Below are 18670 nucleotides of genomic sequence, written 5' to 3'. Positions count from 1 at the left end.
ATTGACCGATGTGACTGAACCCCGGCACGAGGCACCGGAAGTCGGTGCCATCTATCTCGACATCACCGGAATGTCGTGCGTCATGTGTGCCCGCCGCGTGCAGAAGGCACTCAACAAGATCGACGGCGTGCACGCGTCGGCCAGTTTCGCCACCAAGACCGCCACCATCGAGACCGCCGGTGATGTCGGCCCGGCTGAACTGTGCGACGCCGTCGTGGCAGCGGGCTATGGCGCCGCACCGCGCGCCGAGGCGCCCGTGGTGGAGGACTCGGCGCGCGGCCCGTTGCAGCGGCTCGTCGGCGGCCTGCTCGGCCGCGGGTAGCGACAGGTTTGTCCTAATTTGTGGGCCCCATGGCGTAGACGCCATGGGGCTGGGCGTCGCACGATAGAGGCGTGACGCGATCTGTGGTGCTGCTCGGCTTTCGCGGGGTGCAGGCCCTCGACGTCGTCGGCCCGTTCGAGGTGTTCACGGGCGCCACGCTGCAGCTGGCCGCGATGGGACGCACGGATGAGGGCTACGCGCCGGTCCTGGCCGCGGCCGACGGCGGCCCCGTCACCACGTTGACCGGGCTCGAGTTCGTCACCAAGCCGCCGCCCGACCCGAACGAACCCATCGACACCATCGTGCTGCCCGGCGGCATGGGCATCGACGAAGCCCGGGCCGACCCCGCCGTCATCGACTGGATCCGCACCGCCGCACCGCACGCGCGCCGCATCGTCAGCGTCTGCAACGGCGCGTTCCTCGCCGCGGAGGCCGGCCTGCTCGACGGCTGCTCGGCCACCACGCACTGGGCCTCGGCAGAGAAACTGGCCAGTGAATTCCCCTGCATCGCAGTCGATGCCGATCCGATCTTCGTCCGCAGCTCGGATCAGGTGTGGACGGCGGCGGGCGTCACCGCGGGCATCGATCTGGCACTGGCGCTCGTCGAAGACGACTACGGCACCGACGTCGCCCAGAACGTCGCCCGGTGGCTGGTGCTGTACCTGCGCCGGCCCGGCGGGCAGACGCAGTTCGCGCCGCCGGTCTGGATGCCGCGCGCCAAGCGGGAACCGATTCGCGACGTGCAGGAGCTCATCGAGGCCGAACCCGGTGGGGCGCACAGTGTTCCGGAGCTGGCGCGCGCCGCGGCGATGAGCCCGCGGCACTTCACCCGGACGTTCACCGCCGAGGTGGGGGAGCCGCCGGCGGCGTACGTCGAGCGGGTCCGCACCGATGCGGCCCGCCGGCAGCTCACCGAGACCGACGACACCGTCACCGCCATCGCCGCGCGGTGCGGCTTCGGCAGCGCCGAGACGCTGCGTCGCAGTTTTGTTCGGCGCGTTGGGGTTTCACCAGATCAGTACCGCAGAACTTTCGCGCACGCGAGGAGCAGAGAAGGCGCGAGGTAGGGAGAAATCATGCAAGTTGCCATCGTCCTGTACCCGGGGTTCACGGCCCTCGACTTCATCGGGCCCTATGAGTCGTTGCGCTGGCTGCCCGACACCGAGGTGCGCTTCGTCTGGCACGAGCCCGGCCCCATCGCCGCCGACTCCGGCGTGCTGTTGGTCGGCGCCACGCATTCGTTCGACGAGACCCCGTCGCCCGACATCATCCTGATCCCGGGCGGGTTCAGCACCATGGAGCACGCGCGCGACGAGAAGGTGCTCGACTGGGTCCGGCGCGCCCATAAGACCACGACCTGGACGGCGTCGGTCTGTTCTGGTTCGGTGATCCTGGGCGCCGCGGGTCTGCTCACCGGTAAGCGCGCGACGTCGCACTGGGCGGCCGTGCAACTGCTGCGCACCTTCGGCGCCGAACCCGTCACGGACGAGCGGATCGTGCCGGCCGGGGACCGCATCGTCACGTGCGCGGGCGTCTCTGCCGGCATCGACCTCGGCCTCTGGCTCGCGGGTCAGATCGCCGGTGATGACAAGGCCAAAGCCATCCAGCTGTCCATGGAGTACGACCCGCAGCCGCCGTTCGACTCCGGGCACATGTCGAAGGCGTCGGCCGCCACCAAGGCCACGGCGACGGCGCTGATGTCCCGTGAGCTGCTCAAGCCGACGGCGCTCAAGTCCACCACGCTGCTGCTGTGGGACCAGGCCATCAAGCGCGTCCGATCGCGCCGCTGACCGAGGGATTTGTGCACGATTTTCCGCGCCGACCGCGGAAAATCGTGCACAAATCCCGGGTCCAGTAACCTCGGCCGGGTGAATCTGGCATTCGACGACCGTGGCGGATCCGGCGAGCCGGTGCTGTTCATCGCGGGCCGGGGCGGCGCGGGACGCACCTGGCACCTGCACCAGGTACCGGCGTTCCAGCGGGCCGGCTATCGCTGCATCACCTTCGACAACCGCGGCATCGGCGCCACCGAGAACGCCATCGGCTTCGGCACCGACCAGGTGGTCGCGGACACGGCGTCGCTGATAAACAAGGTGGTCGGCGGCCCGGTGCGTGTGGTCGGCGTCTCCATGGGGTCGTTCATCGCCCAGGAGCTCATGGTCGCCCGGCCCGAGTTGGTGTCGTCGGCCGTGCTGATGGCCACCCGCGGCCGCGAGGACCGGGCCCGCACCTTCTTCCGTGAGGCGGAGCGGGCATTGCTGGCGGCGGGAATCGAGCTGCCGCCCGAGGTGGACGCGAAAAACCGTCTGCTGGAGAACTTTTCACCCAAGACCCTGAACGACGACCGCGCCGTCCAGGACTGGATCGAGATGTTCACCATGTGGCCGACCAAGCCCACGCCGGGTCTGCGGGCCCAGCTGGCCGTCGCGCCGGAGACCAACCGGCTGCCGGCCTACCGGCAGATCGCGGTGCCGGTGCAGGTGATCGGGTTCGCCGACGACGTGGTCCTGCCGCCGCACCTGTCCAAGGAAGTGGCCGACGCCATTCCGCTGGGCCGCTATCTGGAGATCCCCGACGCCGGCCACCTCGGCTTCATCGAGCGTCCCGATGCGGTGAACGCCGCCGCGCTGGAATTCTTCGCTGCCAACCCGGTGTGACACGCTGTAGCAATGAACCCGTCGACGATTCAGGCGCGGGTCGTCGTCGACGAACTGATTCGCGGCGGCGTCCGCGACGTGGTGCTGTGCCCCGGTTCGCGTAACGCCCCGCTGGCGTTCGCGCTGGCCGACGCCGACCGGGCCGGCCGCTTGCGGCTGCATGTCCGCATCGACGAGCGCACCGCCGGCTACCTGGCCGTCGGGCTGGCGGTTTCGGCCGGCTCGCCGGTGTGCATCGCGATGACGTCGGGTACCGCAGTCGCCAATCTCGGCCCGGCGGTGATCGAAGCCAACTACGCCCGCGTGCCGCTGATCGTGCTGAGCGCCAACCGGCCCTACGAACTACTGGGCACCGGCGCCAACCAGACCATGGAGCAGCTCGGCTATTTCGGCAACCAGGTGCGGGCCACCATCAGCCTCGGCCTCGCCGAGCCGACGGCCGACGTGGCCGCGGCCAACGCACAGTGGCGGTCGGCGACGTGCCGGGTTCTGGTGGCGGCCAAGGGTTCTCGCACCGCCAATGCCGGACCCGTGCAGTTCGACATCCCGCTGCGGGAGCCGCTGGTCCCGGACACCGCCGAAGATGGCCCCTACGCGCCGGAAGGCCGCCCCGACGGCCGGCCGTGGACGTACACGCCGCCCGTCACGTTCGACCAGCCCCTCGAGATCGGCCTGACGGCCGACACGGTCGTCATCGCCGGCCATGGCGCGGGCCGCCACGAGAACCTGGCGCACCTGCCGACCGTCGCCGAACCGACCGCGCCGCCGGCCGACAACCCGCTGCACCCGCTGGCGCTGTCGCTGGTCCGGCCGCAGCAGGTGATCATGCTGGGCCGCCCGACGCTGCACCGGCCGGTGTCCACCCTGCTGGCCGACCCACACACGCCCGTCTACGCGCTGACCACCGGCCCGCGCTGGCCCGACGTGTCGGGCAACTCGCAGGCCACCGGCACCCGCGCCATCACCTCCGGCACGCCCGATCCGGCCTGGCTCGCGAAGTGTGCCGACGCCAACGCCCGTGCCGAGCACGCCGTGCGTGACCAGCTCGCGGCCTACGAACTGACCACCGGCCTGCACGTGGCGGCGGCCGTCGCCGACGGCCTGCAGCCCGGCGACCAGCTGGTGCTCGGCGCCTCCAACCCGGTGCGGGACGCCGCGCTGGTCGGGCTGAACTCGCACGGCATCTCGGTGCGGTCCAACCGCGGCGTCGCCGGTATCGACGGCACGGTGTCGACGGCCATCGGCGCCGCGCTCGCCCACACCTCGGGCCGGACCGTCGCGCTCATCGGTGACCTGACCTTCGTCCACGACAGCTCGGGCCTGCTGATCGGCCCCACCGAGCCGACACCGAAGGCGCTGACCATCGTGGTCTCCAACGACAACGGCGGTGGCATCTTCGAGCTGCTGGAGCAGGGCGATCCCCGGTTCTCCGACGTGTCGTCGCGCATCTTCGGCACCCCGCACGACGTCGACGTCGCCGCCCTGTGCCGGGCGTACCACGTCGAGTGCCGGCAGGTGGAGGCCGACGGACTGGCCGCCGCGCTGCGCGAACCGTTCGATGGGATGCGGGTGCTGGAGGTCAAGGCCGACCGGTCCACCCTACGGTCGTTGCACGCTTCGATACGGGCGGCGATCAAGGCCGCTCCGTGATTCCCGAACCCCTGCGCTGCCGGTTGAACACGTTGTGGGACAACCTGATCCTGCGTCTCTTCGGCAACGGCGAGGAGACCCGGTCACAGCGCGTCATCCGCCGGATCCGGATCGGCATCGTCATCATGGCCTGCCTGGTGACACTGCAATCGGTGCTGCTGGTGCTGGGGGCGTGGCGCAACGATCAGCAGATCGAGCACAACATGGGAACCGCGGCCGCCGAGGTGCTCTCGGCCGGTCCGCGGCGCTCCACCATCGAGTTCGTGACGCCCGACCGCGTCACCTACCGGCCCGAACTCGGCGTGCTGTACCCGTCCGAGCTGGAGACCGGGATGCGCATCTACGTCGAATACGACCGCAGCAACCCGGACCTGGTGCGGGTGCAGAACCGCAACGCGTCGCTGGCCGTCATCCCGGCCGGCTCGATCGCCGTCGTCGGCTGGTTGGTCGCCGGTGTGCTGCTCGGCATCGTCACTCTCGTGCAGCGCCGGCTGGGTTAGGTCTGCCGCCCCGCCGTCAGCTTCGCCAGCCACCCGGTTTCCTGGATGTCCACCACGGTGTTGCCGGTGAGGTCGTACACCGTGGGTGTGCCCGCATCGCCGTCGCGGATCTCCTGCAGCCGGGTCTCGTTGGTCATCGTCATCTCGTCGGTGTCGACGGCGTGTTCACCGAACTGGATGGTGGCCACGGCCTCGGCGCTGACGCCGGCGTCGGCGGCCCAGCCCGCGAGCTGACCGTCCGACGGTGCCGACCCGCCCGGATTCTGGTGGCCCCACAGCGTCGCGACGTACGCCTGCAGGGCGGGCGCCGACGTGCCGTGTGCGGCGGCCAGGAACATCGCGTTGGCGACCTTGGCCGAATAGCCGTACTCGGTGTCCAGGAATGTCACCGGGCGGTAGGTGACGGTCAGCAGGCCGAGGGCGATCAGGCTCTTCATCTCCGGCCCGTCGGTGTCCTGCAGGTGCGCGCAGTGAGTGCATTGCGGCTCGGTGTACACCTCGATCTGCGCGGGGGCGTCGGGCCGGCCCGCGATGATGCCGAAGCCGTCCGCGGTGAGGGTGACGCCCGGCAGATCCGGGTCCCGCAGTGCCGATCCGGTGACGGTGCGGCCGCAGCCGGTTGATGCGGTGAGAAGCGCCAGCGCGGTGGCCAGAACAAGGATCAGCCGAGGTAGACGCATGCCGACCCCTTTCTCGCCGCGGTGCGACAGACGATACCGGTGGTACCCGAGTTGTGCGTGTCTTCGCGTCGCGGATCCCTGACGGTCACCTGACGGTCAGGCTGCGCTGCCAGCCTGCAGGTGTGCGAGTTGCGATCGTGGCGGAGTCCTTTCTCCCGAATGTCAACGGCGTCACCAATTCGGTGCTCCGGGTGCTGGAGCACCTCCACCGGAACGGCCATCAGGCGCTGGTCATCGCGCCCGACACGCCCCGGGGTGAAAAGCCCGCGGACACTTTCCACGGCGATGTGCCCGTGCACCGCATCCCGTCCCGGATGTTCCCCAAGGTGACGTCGTTGCCGCTGGGTGTGCCGCGGCCGCGAATGGTGCGGGTACTGCGCGATTTTCAGCCCGACGTGGTGCACCTGGCCTCGCCCGCGCTGCTGGGTTACGGCGGCCTGCACGCCGCGCGCTTCCTCGGCATCCCGACCGTCGCGGTGTTCCAGACCGACATCGCCGGTTTCGCGCAGAGTTACGGCGTCGGCATGATGACGAAAACCGCGTGGGCCTGGAACCGGCACCTGCACTCGCGTGCTGACCGGACTCTCGCGCCGTCCAGCGCGACGATGGAAGACCTTGTCACCCAACGGATTCCGCGTGTGCACAAGTGGGGTCGCGGCGTCGACGTCACCGGTTTCGCGCCATCGGCGCGCAGCACCGCGCTGCGGGCGCAGTGGTCGCCCGAGGGCAAGCCGGTGGTGGGTTTCGTCGGCCGACTGGCGCCGGAGAAGCACGTGGAGCGGCTGGCCGCGCTGGCCGGACGCGACGACCTGCAGCTCGTGGTGGTCGGTGAGGGCATCGACCAGACCAAGCTCGAAAAACTCATGCCCACAGCGGTTTTCACCGGCGCGCTGTACGGCCGGGAACTGGCCACGGCATACGCCAGCATGGACGTTTTCGTGCACCCGGGGGAGCACGAGACGTTCTGTCAGGCCGTCCAGGAGGCCATGGCGTCGGGTCTGCCGGTCATCGCGCCCGATGCCGGCGGCCCGCGTGACCTGGTGACGCCCATGCACACCGGATTGCTATTGCCGGTAGCGGATTTCGAGGCGGCGCTGCCGGCCGCGGTCGATCACCTGCTCGCCGAGCGGTCCCGCTACTCGCTCGCCGCCCGCCGCAGCGTGCTGGGCCGCACCTGGCCCGCCGTGTGCGACGAACTGCTCGGCCACTATGCCGCCGTCCTCGGCGAGCGCCGCGCCCTCGCTGCCTAGTTATTTCCCGCGAGCGGCCCGTGTTTGTACGGCGACACACCGTATTTGGTGTACACAAACGTCCCGCTCGCGGCCGCCGAGCGCGACGAAACTGCACATGCTGATCGAGCGTGCTTGCGCAGAACACGCACGCTCGATCAGAGAAGATCAGCTCACATGGACCAGGTCGTACACATACGAGCGGTCGTCCTTGCGACTCACCCACGCACCCTCGGGCGGCAGGTAACCGAACCCCGCGTGGTCGAACGGGCGACTCGACACCGCGCCCCGCTCCGTGCACACCACCCACCCGAAGTGCGGCAGCCGCCGGCACCAGATGTCCAGATCGACCCGCTTGTACGACGGAAACCCGTGCGCCTCGCCGTCTTCGGTGAACTCATAGGTCAACCCGTCGTCCCGTCGGACGAATTTCAATCCCGCCATCGGAGTTCCTTCGTTCAGCCCTGCGCCAGCTCGGACACCGGCTGCCACTCTTCCCAGGTGCGCAACCGGTTTTCGTAGTCGGTCTTGGCGATCTGCAGCGGTGCGCTGCCGAAAAAGACTCGCAGCGGCGGCTTTTCGGCGTCGACGATCTTGAGCACCGCGGCCGCCGAGGCCTCCGGGCTGCCCGGTACCGCATTGCGCTCGCTGCGCCAGCGCGCGACGTCTGCCCGAAGTCCGTCGTACTCCGGCAGTTCCGTGGTCCGCTTCGCCGACGCGCCGCCCCAGTCGGTCGCGAAGCCACCGGGCTCGATCAAGGTGACGTGTACACCGAACCGCTCCACTTCGGCGGCCAGCGACTGTGAGAAACCCTCGAGCGCCCACTTCGACGCGTGGTAGGCGCCGAGGCCCGCGAACGCGCTGATGCCACCGATCGAGGACACCTGGATGATGTGCCCGCTGCCCTGCGCCCGCAGGTACGGCAGCGCCGCCTGCGTGATCCACAGCGCGCCGAAGACGTTGGTCTCGATCTGATCCCGCGCCTCGGCCTCCGACAACTCCTCGATGAAACCGAACTGGCCGTAGCCCGCGTTGTTGACGACGACGTCCAGCCGGCCGAAGTGCTCGTGCGCCGCCTTCACAGCGGCGAAGTCGGCGTCGCGGTCGGTGACGTCGAGCGCGACGGGCAGCAGCGCGTCGCCGTACTTGGCGACGAGGTCGTCGAGCGTCGACACGTCCCGCGCCGTCGCGGCCACCTTGTCGCCGCGCTCCAGCGCGGCAGCCGTCCACTCGCGTCCGAACCCGCGCGATGTCCCCGTGATGAACCAGACTTTTTGACCCATGCGGCTTACAGCTCCCGTGGTGGCCGTTCCATTCCCGGGGCCGCCGCAGACGCGGGGCGCAGGACCAGCCGGTAGCGTCATATCCGTGAGTCGCGCGTCATTGGAGAAGGATCCGCACGAGGTTGCGTCGATGTTCGACGGCGTCGCCCGTCGCTATGACATCACCAACACCGTGCTGTCCCTGGGACAGGACCGGTTCTGGCGGCGGCAGACGCGCGCCGCGCTGGGCATCGGCCCAGGTGACAAGGTTTTGGACCTCGCCGCTGGGACGGCGGTGTCGACGGTCGAGCTCGCGACGTCGGGCGCCTGGTGTGTGGCCTGCGACTTCTCGGTCGGCATGCTCGCCGCCGGTGCGGCCCGCAACGTCCCGAAGGTGGCCGGCGACGCCACCAAGCTGCCGTTCGACGACGGCGTCTTCGACGCCGTGACCATCAGCTTCGGGCTGCGCAACGTCGTCGACTTCAGCGCCGGCCTGCGCGAGATGGCTCGGGTGACCCGCCCCGGCGGCCGCCTGGTGGTGTGCGAGTTCTCCACGCCCACCAACCGCCTGTTCGCGACGGCCTACAAGGAGTACCTGATGAAGGCGCTCCCGACGATGGCCACCGCGGTGTCGTCCAACCCCGAGGCGTACGTCTATCTCGCCGAGTCCATCCGGGCCTGGCCCGATCAGGACGACCTGGCCCGCAAGATCGAGGCGGCCGGCTGGTCGCAGGTGCGCTGGCGCAACCTGACCGGAGGGATCGTCGCGCTGCACGCCGCTGTCAAGCCGTGAGCCTGCCCGTCCTCGCCGTCGCCGGCTTTCTCGGTGCGGGCAAGACCACGCTGCTGAACCACCTGCTGCGTAACGGCCGCGGAGCGCGAATCGGCGTGCTGGTCAACGACTTCGGGTCCGTCAACATCGACGCGATGCTGGTCGCCGGTCAGGTTGACGCCATGGCGTCACTGTCCAACGGCTGTATCTGCTGCGTCGCCGAGGACGGTGAGGTCGCCGAGATGCTGGGCAAGCTGGCGGCCGTCCGCCCGGCCCTCGATCTGATCGTGGTGGAGGCCAGCGGCGTCGCCGAGCCGCCCGCCGTGGCGCGGACCATCATGACGGCCGACTCCGACGACTTCCACTACGCCGGGCTGATCCTGGTGGTCAACGGATGCGAGCCGGAGCTCGGGCACGGGCTGCCGGTCGCTGACCTCGTCGTGCTCAATCGTGCCTCCGACGTCGCCGACGTCGACGCCGTGGTGGCCCGGATTCGCGCGCAGAATCCGCGAGTCCCCGTGCAGCCCACCGATTTCGCGCGCATCGACCCGACGCTGCTGATCGACATCCCGGAGCGCGCCCCGCAGGCCCAGCTGTCGTTCGACGAGCTGCTGCACGACGATCACGACCACGACCACGACCATCCCGTCTACCAGTCCGTCGAATACACCACCGGTGACGTGCTGAACCCGCGCCGCTTGCTGGCGCTGCTGCGTGACCGGCCCGAAGGGCTTTACCGGGCAAAGGGTTTCGTCGACTTCGGCGCCGGACACCGATACCTGCTGCAGCTGGTGGGCGGCTCGCTGCGGCTGCAGAAGCGCCGCGGCACCGGCACCCAACTGGTGTGCATCGGCACCGGCATGGACACCGAGAAGGTGCGGGCGGCGCTGCACGAGTGCACGACCGAACCGGCCGACGAGAACGCCATCCTCGGAGTCCACAAGTACGTGGTGCAGTAGGCCCCGGATATTCTGGCCCCTCACCTGAGTTCGAGGAGATGTGTTGTTCAAGGTCAATGAGTACTTCGATGGCAAGGTCGCATCGATCGCGTTCGCGCCCGCCGAGGGCCCCGCGACCGTCGGTGTCATGGCTGTCGGCGAGTACGAATTCGGGACTTCGAGCCTCGAGATCATGCACGTGGTGTCCGGCGCCCTGACCGTCAAGCTGCCCGGTAGTGACGAGTGGGAAACCTATGCTGCCGGAACGCAATTCACGGTGCCGGCCGACAGCAAGTTCGGCGTGCGCGTCGAGGTCGAGACCGCCTACCTCTGCGAATACCGGTAACTTTCCGCCCACGGTGAACTTGGTCGCGACTTTTTCGCAAAGTCTCGACCGAGTTCACTTCGTGCACCAAGATGAGGCATGCCCTATGGACGCCTCGCTGATCCCGACTCCACCATCGGTACCGACCGCCGCTCGGACCCGCGCATGGTCAAGGCCCTCGCCGCGTTCGGGATGGACGGCCGCCTCCCGGAACCGCCGCTCACGGTCGACGCTCCGCTCGCCCAGCGCCTCGAGTTCACCGCGTTCGCGGAGCAGGGGACCGGCGCCGTCCTGAAGATGCTGGGGGACCAGGCCCCCGCGCCCGAAGGCGTCACCACCTCGACCACCACGATCACCGGCGCCGACGGCAACGAGATCACGCTGTTCATCAGCCGGCCCACCGAGGCCACCGGCCCGCTGCCCGCCGTCGTGCACCTGCACGGAGGTGGCATGGCGATCCTCAGTGCCGCGGACATCCAGTACGTCCGGCTCCGCGAGAACCTCGCGGCCGCGGGGCTCGTGGTCGTCGGCGTCGAATTCCGCAATTCCGGCGGCGCGCTCGGTCCGCACCCGTTCCCGGCCGGTCTCGACGACTGCGCCGCGGCCGTGCGCTGGACGGCCGCGAACAAGGACGAGTTGGGCGTCAGCCATCTGATCGTGTCGGGGGAGTCCGGCGGCGGGAACCTGACGCTGACGGTCGCGCTGAAAGCCAAGCGGGAAGGCTGGATCGGCGAGATCGCCGGCGTCTACGCCCAGTGCCCGTACATCTCCAACCGGTGGCTCGAGGAGGCCGACGATCTGCCGTCGCTGCGGGAGAACGACGGGTACTTCATCAGCTGCCTGCAACTGGCCCTGCTGGGATCCATCTACGATCCGGACCGCAAACACGACAACGACGGCACCTGCTGGGCCGGGGCGGCCACCGATACCGAGCTGGAAGGCCTTCCGCCGCACGTCATTTCGGTCAACGAGCTCGACCCGCTGCGCGACGAGGGCCTGATCTACTACCGCCGGCTCGCTGCGGCCGGCGTCAGCGTCGTCGGCCGGATCGTCGCCGGCACCTGCCACGCCGGCGACATCCTGCTGGCCGGTGCCATGCCCGAGGTCTTCGCCGCCACTGTGCGCGACATCGTCGGGTTCGCGCGGTCGGTCAGCTGAACGGCTTGCGCTGATCCAGCCGGCGCGAGCCCCGGCCGGCCCGGCGCCAGAGGCGGGCGATCATGTCGGTGTCCTCTTCGGTCACCAGGTTGCCCATGGCCCGGACCGCGACCGTCATCAGGTACTGCGACCGCATCGCGACGGGACCCGTCAGCGGCAGGAACTTCGGCACGGTCAGCAGGATTGCCAGGCGACGGGCCACGGAGAACCCCGCGGCGTAGTGCTCCTGCAGCACCGCGGGCCAGGCCGCGCTCAGGTCACCTGAGCCCAGCAGGTCGGCGGCGAGCCGGCCCGTCTCCAGTCCGTAGTCGATGCCCTCGCCGTTGAGCGGGTTGACGCACGCCGCCGCGTCACCGACCAGCATCCAGTTGGGCCCGGCCACCCCGGACACCGCGCCGCCCATCGGCAGCAGCGCCGACTTGGCCAGCCGGGGCTGACCTTCGAAGCCCCACTCGTCGCGGCGCAGGTTGGTGTAGTGGGCGAGCAGCGGCCGCAGCGCGGCGTCGGCCGGCCGCTTCTCGGTGGCCAGTGCCCCCACACCGATGTTCACCTCGCCGTTGCCCAGCGGGAAGATCCAGCCGTAACCGGGTAGCACCTCGCCTTCCGGCGACCGTAGCTCCAGGTGCGACGTGATCCACGGCTCGGCGTGCCGCGGCGTCTCGATGTAGGCGCGGATCGCGACGCCGTAGACGGTCTCCTGGTGCCACTGCCGGCCCAGCACGCGGCCCAGCGTCGACCGGGCGCCGTCGGCCACGATGAGCTCGCCTACACCGATCTCCTGGCCGTCGTCGAGCTGCAACGTGGACACCCGGCCGGTGGCGTCATGCGAGACGCCGACGGCCTTGACGCCCAACAGCATCTTCGCGCCGGCGTCGGCGGCGACCTGACGAATCCGGTCGTCGAGCTCGGTCCGCGGCACCGCACTGCTGGTGGCCGGGAACGACGGCCCCGGCCACCGCACCTCGCGCTCCGCGCCGAACCCGGCCAGCCGCAGACCGTGGTGGCTCACGTGGCCGTCGAGCCACTCGCCCAGCCCGAGCTCGCGCAGTTCCGCGATGGCCCGCGGCGTCAGCCCGTCGCCGCAGGCCTTGTCCCGGGGGAACTGCGCGGAGTCGACCACCAGGACGTCGCGGCCCCGGCGCGCTGCCCAGGCGGCAGCCGCGGAACCAGCCGGCCCGGCTCCGACCACGACCACATCTGCGTGCACGACCATGCCGCCCAGTATGTTGGACCCATGAAGACACCAGCGACAGTGGTCGCGGGCGTGGACTTTGGTGACGCCGACTTTGCCGCGCAGGTTCGTGACGCGGTGGCGCGTATCGAAGACCTGATGTCGACCGAGTTGGGTAAGGCCGACGAGCTGATGGCCGAGGCGGTCCAGCACCTGTTCCAGGCCGGTGGCAAGCGGTTCCGCCCGCTGTTCACCGTGCTGTCGGCGTCGCTGGGGCCCGATCCGGACAACGACGACGTCGCCATCGCCGGCGCCGTGATCGAGCTGGTGCACCTGGCGACGCTGTACCACGACGACGTCATGGACGAGGCCCAGGTGCGGCGCGGAGCGGACAGCGCCAATGCGCGCTGGGGCAACAACATCGCGATCCTGGCCGGGGACTACCTGTTCGCCACCGCCTCGCGTCTGGTCTCCAGGCTGGGGCCCGACGCGGTCCGCGTCATCGCCGACACGTTCGCCCAGCTGGTGACGGGCCAGATGCGAGAGACGCGCGGCGCCGTCGAGGGCGCCGACCCCGTGGAGCACTACCTCAAGGTCGTGTACGAGAAGACGGCCTGCCTCATCGCGGCATCCGGCCGCTTCGGCGCGACGTTCTCGGGCGCCGACGAGGAGCAGATCGAGCGGCTGAGCCGGCTCGGCGGCATCGTCGGCACCGTCTTCCAGATCTCCGACGACATCATCGACATCGACAGCGATCCTGACGAGTCGGGCAAGGTGCCGGGCACCGACCTGCGCGAAGGCGTGCACACACTCCCGGTGCTGTACGCGCTGCGCGACACCGGGGCCGACGCCGACCGGCTGCGGGAGCTGCTGGCCACGCCCATCGACAACGACGCCGACCTCGCCGAGGCGTTGGGGTTGCTGCGGGCGTCACAGGGCATGGTCGAGGCCAAGCGCACCGTGCAGCGGTTCGCCGCGGACGCCCGCACCGAACTGGACAACCTCCCGGACCTGCCTGGCCGGGTAGCCCTGCTCAACCTGGTCGAGTACACCGCTGACCGCCACGGCTGACCGCCGATCGGGACACCGCGGAACCCGGCACCAGTTGCCGAGCGTTCAATTCAGTGAGTTTGACTGCGCTGAGTACTGCGCTTGGAGGAGGTAGCCGATGACGTGGAACCCGCACGCGAACACCGTGAAGACGTTCGCGCTGTTGGTGGGCTTCTCGACGCTCATCGTGCTGATCGGGTCGCTGTTCGGCAAGAACATCATGTACCTGGCGGTGCTGTTCGCCATCGGCATGAACGCCTACGTCTACTTCAACAGCGCCAAGATGGCGCTGCGGGCCATGCACGCACAGCCGGTCAGCGAGATGCAGGCGCCGGCGATGTACCGCATCGTCCGCGAGCTGGCCACCACGGCGCGGCAGCCGATGCCGCAGCTGTACATCAGCGACACCGCCGCGCCCAATGCCTTCGCCACGGGGCGTAATCCGCGTAACGCCGCGGTGTGCTGCACCACGGGCATCCTGAATCTCCTCAGCGAGCGCGAGCTGCGCGCCGTGCTGGGCCATGAGCTCTCACACGTCTACAACCGCGACATCCTGATCTCCTGCGTCGCGGGCGCCATGGCGTCGGTGGTGACGGCGTTGGTCAACGTCGCGTACTTCATCGGCATGTTCGGCGGCGATCGCGACGACCGCCCCAATCCCTTTGTCCTGCTGGTTCTTTCGATCGTCGGTCCGCTGGCCGCGACCATCATCCGGCTCGCGGTGTCGCGCTCGCGCGAGTACCAGGCCGACCAGTCGGGAGCCGAGTTGACGGGCGACCCGCTGGCGCTGGCCAGTGCACTGCGCAAGATCAGCGTGGGCGTGCAGCAGGCCCCGCTGCCCCCTGAGCCGCAGCTGGCCGACCAGGCCCACCTGATGATCGCCAACCCGTTCCGCGCCGGCGAGAAGATCGGCAAGCTGTTCTCGACACATCCGCCCATCGAGGACCGCATCGCGCGCCTGGAGCGCATGGCCGGGCGGTAGTTCCGCCGGCCCGGCCGTCGCATCGCGCGGAGCGGAGCCTCGACATGTTCGGCCCGACGCCGTCAACTTTCGTTGACCGTCAAGGAAAGTCGACGACTCCTGGCGCGAGGTGCCAGGGGTAGAGCGGCGACGAAGTGATGGCCGCATCGCCGAGATGGACGAAATGGCTGGTTTGCAGCTCGTTCGACGACCATTTCGTGCATCTCGACGATGGCCACCTCATCAGGCACGCCAAGCTCATAGGAATATACCCCCCGGGGGTACTTGACGGACACTCGCCTCGCTGCGTAACGTCGTCGACGTCAGATACCCATAGGGGGTATGTAAATGAGAAAGGGATTCAGCGATGACGGCGGCGGTAACTCCGAAGACCGATTGGCATCTACGCGGCGAGTGGTTCGATGTGTGCAGCTGCAAGCTGCCGTGCCCGTGCAGCTTCGCGCAGGAGCCCACGCACGGCGACTGCTTGTTCACGCTCGTCTGGCAGGTCCACGAAGGGCATTACGGCACAACCGATTTGAGTGGCCTTGGCGTGGTGGCCCTGGGCGAGTTCGCCGGCAACATGTGGATCGGCGACCCGGACGCCACCATGAAGCTCATGTTCTACATCGACGAGAAGGCGGACGCTGATCAACGGAAAGCCCTGGAGCGGATCTTCCGCGGCGACGAGGGCGGCTGGCCGGGGGAGTTCGGCGCCCTGATCAGCGAGCTGCGGGGTATCGAGTACGCCCCGATCAACTTCGCCGCGGCCGACGACCTGGCCTACTGGCGGGCGGAGATTCCGGGCAAGGTCGACGTCCGGGTGGATGCGCTGACCGGCCCGACGGCCGACCCGAACCGTCGCGTCACCACCGTCAACGCTCCGGGTGCCGAAGTCGGGCCGGGACAGGTCGCGACGTGGGGTGTGGTCAGGAAGGCCGACGCCGTCGGCTTCGACTTCTCCCACGAGTACCTCGGCGTCTCCAGCAAGCACTTCCCGTTCGACTGGCGGCCCGACGGCGAACTGCCGAACGTCGAGTTGCCGTCCGCCGCGGAGGCGGCCGGCGGATGCTGCTGCGGCTGAGCTGACGAGGACCCGGAAATGACACTGCGCCCAGGGCCTGCCGCTCTCGCGGGGTACGGCCCTGGGCGCAGGATCAATCAGGTACTACTCGGCAACCTCGACCAGACGGTCCACGCTGACCGGCGTCACCCGGAGGGCGGCCGCGGTGCCGATGTCATAGAACAACCCGATCACCTCGAGGTCGCCGGCGCGGTGCCGGGCCCGGACCAGCGGGTGGGCGGCGAGGGTCTGCGCCTGAAGTGCGACGTTGACCATCGACAGCTGGTCGACGACGCCGAACCCTTCCTCGGCCGCGGCGACGGCCACGGGGTGCCGGCCCTCGTCGAAGGCGCGCAACGTCGCATCGCCGTGCTCCAGCCAGGTGTGCAGGTGCTCGTCGTGACCCTGATCGCCGCCCAGCAGCGCGGTCATGGCGCCGCAGCTGGAGTGGCCGCACACCACGATCGACGAGACCTCCAGGACCTCGACGGCGAAGGCGATGGCCGCCTCGACCGAGGCGTCGGCGCGTCCCTCCGGGATCAGGTTGCCGACGTTGCGGACCGTCAGCAGGTCACCGGGGCCACTGCTGGTGATGACGTTGGGCACGACCCGCGAGTCGACGCAGGTGATGAACAGCGTCTCCGGCTTCTGGGTGTGGGCCAGGTCTTCCATGTGCGGGCGCAGCACGGGTGCGGTGCGGCGGTGGTAGGTCTCCAGGCCCTCCATCACAGAAGAGGTCTGCGGCTGCGACTTCCACGGGACGACACCCGAGCGCTTGTCGAACGGCGTGAACGTGCGGGTCGGCGGACCGGCGGCCGCGCTGTGCAGCTCGGCGGTGCCGTGCTCGTGAATCTCGACGGAGCCACCGCCGGCGACGTGCTGGCGCTTCCACTCGTCGATGGTCTCGTGGGCGGCGTGGTCGATGAAGTCCACCGACAGCTCGACGGTGACGTCCGAACCGGTCGGCACCGAAGCCAGGGCCGAGGTCAGGCGCGGCAGCGACAGGAAGCTGACCGAGCCCTCGATCACGATGCGCCAGTCGTTGCCGGCGACGTGCTCCGTGACGATCTTGGCCCGGATGACGCGCCACACCGTCAGGGCGACCGCCAGGGCGAGGCCGATCAGCACACCCTCGAGCAGGTTGAGGAAGACGACGCCGAGCACCGTGATGGCGTAAACCGCGATATCGCCTGTGCGCCGGGCGGTTTCGATGTGCACCTTCTTGACCAGCTGGCAGCCGATGACGATCAGCAGGCCGGCGAGCGCCGACGTCGGGATCAGCTGGGCCAGGCCGGCGAACGGCACTGCGAACAGCAGGATCCAGAACCCGTGCAGGATGGCCGACGCCCGGGACTTGGCGCCCGCGGCGACGTTGGTCGAGCTGCGCACGATGACGCCGGTGACGGGCAGGCCGCCGATGGCGCCGGAGATGGTGTTGGCCGCGCCCTGGCCGATCAGCTCACGGTCGAAGTTGGTGCGCGGGCCGTTGTGCATGCGGTCGACCGAGACCGCCGACAGCAGGCTCTCGACGCTGGCGATGAGGGCGACGGTCAGGACGCCCGCGAAGACGGCGGCCCACTGTCCGTCGGGCAGGGTCGGCAAAGACAGCGAGTCCAGCAGCGAGCCGTTGATCTGAATGCGCTTGACGTCGAACGGCAGCAGAACGGACAGCGCCGTCACACCGACGATGGCGACCAGCGGACCGGGGATCCGGTTGACGGGTGCCGGCACCCAGCGCCACGCCACGAGCGTGACGATGACCAGCATGCCGAGCACGAAGCCGGGGCCGTGGACGTTCATCAGCTGCGCCGGCAGCTCGTGGATGTTCTCCCACGCGCTGCTGTTGGACTTGCCGCCCAGCAGCACGTGCAGCTGCTGCAGCGCGATGGTGATGCCGATGCCCGCGAGCATGGCGTGGACGACGACCGGCGAGATGGCCAGCGCGGCCCGGGCCACGCGGCTGAGGCCGAACAGAATCTGGAGGATGCCGGCGCCGACGGTGATGGCGCACGTCACGCCCCAGCCGAATTGGGCGATCAATCCGGCGACGACGACGGTCAGGCCGGCGGCCGGTCCGCTCACCTGCAGCGGCGAGCCGCCGAGCGCGCCGGCGACGATGCCGCCGACGATGGCGGCGATGATGCCGGCCAGGATGGGCGCGTTGGACGCGACGGCGATGCCGAGCGACAGTGGGAGTGCCACCAGGAATACGACAAGTGACGCAGGCAGGTCGTAGCGCAGTATGGCGCGTAGACCCTTTGCCGGCGGGGCGGTTTCTAGCATGTCTAGGTTTCCGTTCTCCGATTGTTGTCCGATGGACACATGTGCAGATGCGCTGCGCGAGTTTCGGTCCGCAAACCCGCCGACACCATTGTCGATTAAACATGTTGCGAGACAACATGTTTCAGAACTGTTCGACGGTCGCCGACGATAAGCGACGTCAATTGCTAAGTGTGAGAGTATTTATCGCCAGACAGGGTCGCAAGGCGAGGAAGAGTTCCCATAGAGAACGCAAATCTTCTCCGTGGGCCAGATGACCCGTCCCGGCGTTTCCGGAGGCTCCCGATCTTGGGAGGATCTGAGTTATGGGACGTCCGAGCAAGTACCCCGACGAGTTGCGTGAGCGTGCGGTGCGCATGGTCGCCGAGGTCCGTCCGCAGTACCCGTCGCAGTGGGCGGCGATCACCGCGGTCGCGGGCATGTTGGGGATCGGCACCCCGGAGACCTTGCGGACCTGGATTCGCCGCTCGGAGGTCGATACCGGCCAGCGTCCGGGGGTGACCACGCAGATGGCCGAGGAGAACAAGGCGCTGCGTAAGGAGATCGCCGAGTTGCGTCGGGCCAATGAGATCTTGAAAGCAGCGGCGATTTTCTTCGGGGCCGAGCTGTGCGCCACGAGGCGCTGGGTATATCGAGAGGCGGTGAGAGACCG

General features: G+C 69.0%; 20 protein-coding genes. 15 read left to right on the top strand and 5 right to left on the bottom strand.

Translation table 11 applies throughout. The features are described 5' to 3' along the window. Window positions 1–10: 10 nt before the first annotated feature. The 6 genes from EB75_RS10415 to EB75_RS10390 all read left to right on the top strand — a co-directional run bounded on the left by EB75_RS10415 (window position 11) and on the right by EB75_RS10390 (window position 5129). Complete coding sequence (locus EB75_RS10415) at window positions 11–322, top strand: heavy-metal-associated domain-containing protein (RefSeq protein ID WP_286150145.1); 312 nt, start codon at window positions 11–13, stop codon at window positions 320–322. A gap of 71 nt (window positions 323–393) precedes the next feature. Then, the gene (locus EB75_RS10410) at window positions 394–1389 is read left to right on the top strand and encodes a GlxA family transcriptional regulator (RefSeq protein WP_142239532.1); all 996 of its coding nucleotides are present in this window, start codon (window positions 394–396) and stop codon (window positions 1387–1389) included. Between the two features lie 9 nt (window positions 1390–1398). Next, the gene (locus EB75_RS10405) at window positions 1399–2112 is read left to right on the top strand and encodes a DJ-1/PfpI family protein (protein ID WP_073695340.1); all 714 of its coding nucleotides are present in this window, start codon (window positions 1399–1401) and stop codon (window positions 2110–2112) included. Between the two features lie 78 nt (window positions 2113–2190). Continuing rightward, a complete protein-coding gene (locus EB75_RS10400) occupies window positions 2191–2979 on the top strand; it encodes an alpha/beta fold hydrolase (RefSeq protein ID WP_142239531.1) in 789 nt (262 codons plus the stop codon). 12 nt (window positions 2980–2991) lie between these two features. Then, the gene (menD, locus tag EB75_RS10395; protein ID WP_073695339.1) at window positions 2992–4629 is read left to right on the top strand and encodes a 2-succinyl-5-enolpyruvyl-6-hydroxy-3-cyclohexene-1-carboxylic-acid synthase; all 1638 of its coding nucleotides are present in this window, start codon (window positions 2992–2994) and stop codon (window positions 4627–4629) included. Next, window positions 4626–5129: a DUF3592 domain-containing protein gene (locus EB75_RS10390; RefSeq protein WP_073695338.1), complete on the top strand. Its 504-nt coding sequence runs from the start codon at window positions 4626–4628 to the stop codon at window positions 5127–5129. Before menD ends, EB75_RS10390 begins: the two co-directional genes overlap by 4 nt. Here the strand turns inward: EB75_RS10390 and EB75_RS10385 are convergent. Continuing rightward, window positions 5126–5809 carry a DsbA family protein gene (locus EB75_RS10385; RefSeq protein ID WP_073695337.1) on the bottom strand — a complete coding sequence of 228 codons (684 nt, stop codon included), beginning with the start codon at window positions 5807–5809 and terminating at the stop codon, window positions 5126–5128. The genes EB75_RS10390 and EB75_RS10385 overlap by 4 nt on opposite strands. Window positions 5810–5931: 122 nt before the next feature. Between EB75_RS10385 and EB75_RS10380 the strand changes: the two genes are divergently transcribed. Further along, window positions 5932–7059, top strand: coding sequence for a glycosyltransferase family 4 protein (locus EB75_RS10380; protein ID WP_073695408.1), 1128 nt, complete (start codon window positions 5932–5934; stop codon window positions 7057–7059). Window positions 7060–7206: 147 nt separating this feature from the next. Here EB75_RS10380 and EB75_RS10375 read toward each other — a convergent pair whose 3' ends face one another. Together EB75_RS10375 and EB75_RS10370 are read right to left on the bottom strand one after the other, a co-directional pair. After that, on the bottom strand, window positions 7207–7482 hold the full coding sequence (locus EB75_RS10375; protein ID WP_064858463.1) for a hypothetical protein: 276 nt from the start codon (window positions 7480–7482) through the stop codon (window positions 7207–7209). 14 nt (window positions 7483–7496) lie between these two features. Further along, a complete protein-coding gene (locus EB75_RS10370; RefSeq protein ID WP_073695336.1) occupies window positions 7497–8321 on the bottom strand; it encodes an SDR family oxidoreductase in 825 nt (274 codons plus the stop codon). Window positions 8322–8406: 85 nt separating this feature from the next. Between EB75_RS10370 and EB75_RS10365 the strand changes: the two genes are divergently transcribed. The 4 genes from EB75_RS10365 (at window position 8407) to EB75_RS10350 (ending at window position 11493) form a co-directional block, all read left to right on the top strand. After that, entirely contained in the window at window positions 8407–9093 is a 687-nt protein-coding gene (locus EB75_RS10365) for a demethylmenaquinone methyltransferase (RefSeq protein ID WP_061003345.1), read from the top strand. Beyond that, window positions 9090–10031, top strand: a complete 942-nt coding sequence (locus EB75_RS10360) for a CobW family GTP-binding protein (RefSeq protein ID WP_073695335.1) — start codon at window positions 9090–9092, stop codon at window positions 10029–10031. The genes EB75_RS10365 and EB75_RS10360 overlap by 4 nt, the downstream gene beginning before the upstream one ends. 40 nt (window positions 10032–10071) lie before the next feature. Next, the gene (gene ppnP / locus EB75_RS10355) at window positions 10072–10356 is read left to right on the top strand and encodes a pyrimidine/purine nucleoside phosphorylase (RefSeq protein WP_286150144.1); all 285 of its coding nucleotides are present in this window, start codon (window positions 10072–10074) and stop codon (window positions 10354–10356) included. Between the two features lie 78 nt (window positions 10357–10434). Beyond that, the gene (locus tag EB75_RS10350; protein ID WP_073695334.1) at window positions 10435–11493 is read left to right on the top strand and encodes an alpha/beta hydrolase; all 1059 of its coding nucleotides are present in this window, start codon (window positions 10435–10437) and stop codon (window positions 11491–11493) included. Here the strand turns inward: EB75_RS10350 and menJ are convergent. Continuing rightward, a complete protein-coding gene (gene menJ / locus EB75_RS10345) occupies window positions 11486–12706 on the bottom strand; it encodes a menaquinone reductase MenJ (protein WP_073695333.1) in 1221 nt (406 codons plus the stop codon). The genes EB75_RS10350 and menJ overlap by 8 nt on opposite strands. 21 nt (window positions 12707–12727) lie before the next feature. On the opposite strand from menJ, the gene grcC1 reads away from it, so the two are divergent. The 3 genes from grcC1 (at window position 12728) to EB75_RS10330 (ending at window position 15759) form a co-directional block, all read left to right on the top strand. After that, window positions 12728–13735: a nonaprenyl/(2E,6E)-farnesyl/geranylgeranyl diphosphat synthase gene (gene grcC1, locus EB75_RS10340; RefSeq protein ID WP_073695332.1), complete on the top strand. Its 1008-nt coding sequence runs from the start codon at window positions 12728–12730 to the stop codon at window positions 13733–13735. 97 nt (window positions 13736–13832) lie between these two features. Continuing rightward, on the top strand, window positions 13833–14696 hold the full coding sequence (gene htpX, locus EB75_RS10335) for a zinc metalloprotease HtpX (RefSeq protein ID WP_073695331.1): 864 nt from the start codon (window positions 13833–13835) through the stop codon (window positions 14694–14696). 346 nt (window positions 14697–15042) lie between these two features. Beyond that, window positions 15043–15759, top strand: coding sequence for a DUF1326 domain-containing protein (locus EB75_RS10330; RefSeq protein ID WP_073695330.1), 717 nt, complete (start codon window positions 15043–15045; stop codon window positions 15757–15759). 84 nt (window positions 15760–15843) lie between these two features. On the opposite strand, the gene EB75_RS10325 is transcribed toward EB75_RS10330, so the two are convergent. Then, entirely contained in the window at window positions 15844–18021 is a 2178-nt protein-coding gene (locus EB75_RS10325) for a SulP family inorganic anion transporter (protein ID WP_073695329.1), read from the bottom strand. 302 nt (window positions 18022–18323) lie between these two features. Between EB75_RS10325 and EB75_RS10320 the strand changes: the two genes are divergently transcribed. Next, window positions 18324–18670, top strand: a 347-nt coding sequence (locus EB75_RS10320; protein ID WP_073695328.1) for a transposase, incomplete at its 3' end; no start/stop codon positions are given.

The sequence above is a fragment of the Mycobacterium sp. ST-F2 genome, assembly GCF_001905655.1.
Classification (GTDB): Bacteria; Actinomycetota; Actinomycetes; order Mycobacteriales; family Mycobacteriaceae; genus Mycobacterium.
The sequence above is the reverse complement of the archived record's forward strand: the minus strand, read 5'-3'. Positions and strand labels throughout refer to the sequence as shown.

What these genes read in the sequence shown, in the direction of transcription:
- EB75_RS10325 (WP_073695329.1), bottom strand. Translation starts at nt 18,021, where the DNA reads ATGCTAGAAACCGCCCCGCCGGCAAAGGGTCTACGCGCCATACTGCGC.
- EB75_RS10370 (WP_073695336.1), bottom strand. Translation starts at nt 8,321, where the DNA reads ATGGGTCAAAAAGTCTGGTTCATCACGGGGACATCGCGCGGGTTCGGA.
- EB75_RS10385 (WP_073695337.1), bottom strand. Translation starts at nt 5,809, where the DNA reads ATGCGTCTACCTCGGCTGATCCTTGTTCTGGCCACCGCGCTGGCGCTT.
- menD (WP_073695339.1), top strand. Translation starts at nt 2,992, where the DNA reads ATGAACCCGTCGACGATTCAGGCGCGGGTCGTCGTCGACGAACTGATT.
- EB75_RS10405 (WP_073695340.1), top strand. Translation starts at nt 1,399, where the DNA reads ATGCAAGTTGCCATCGTCCTGTACCCGGGGTTCACGGCCCTCGACTTC.
- EB75_RS10330 (WP_073695330.1), top strand. Translation starts at nt 15,043, where the DNA reads ATGACGGCGGCGGTAACTCCGAAGACCGATTGGCATCTACGCGGCGAG.
- grcC1 (WP_073695332.1), top strand. Translation starts at nt 12,728, where the DNA reads ATGAAGACACCAGCGACAGTGGTCGCGGGCGTGGACTTTGGTGACGCC.
- htpX (WP_073695331.1), top strand. Translation starts at nt 13,833, where the DNA reads ATGACGTGGAACCCGCACGCGAACACCGTGAAGACGTTCGCGCTGTTG.
- EB75_RS10375 (WP_064858463.1), bottom strand. Translation starts at nt 7,482, where the DNA reads ATGGCGGGATTGAAATTCGTCCGACGGGACGACGGGTTGACCTATGAG.
- menJ (WP_073695333.1), bottom strand. Translation starts at nt 12,706, where the DNA reads ATGGTCGTGCACGCAGATGTGGTCGTGGTCGGAGCCGGGCCGGCTGGT.
- EB75_RS10350 (WP_073695334.1), top strand. Translation starts at nt 10,435, where the DNA reads ATGCCCTATGGACGCCTCGCTGATCCCGACTCCACCATCGGTACCGAC.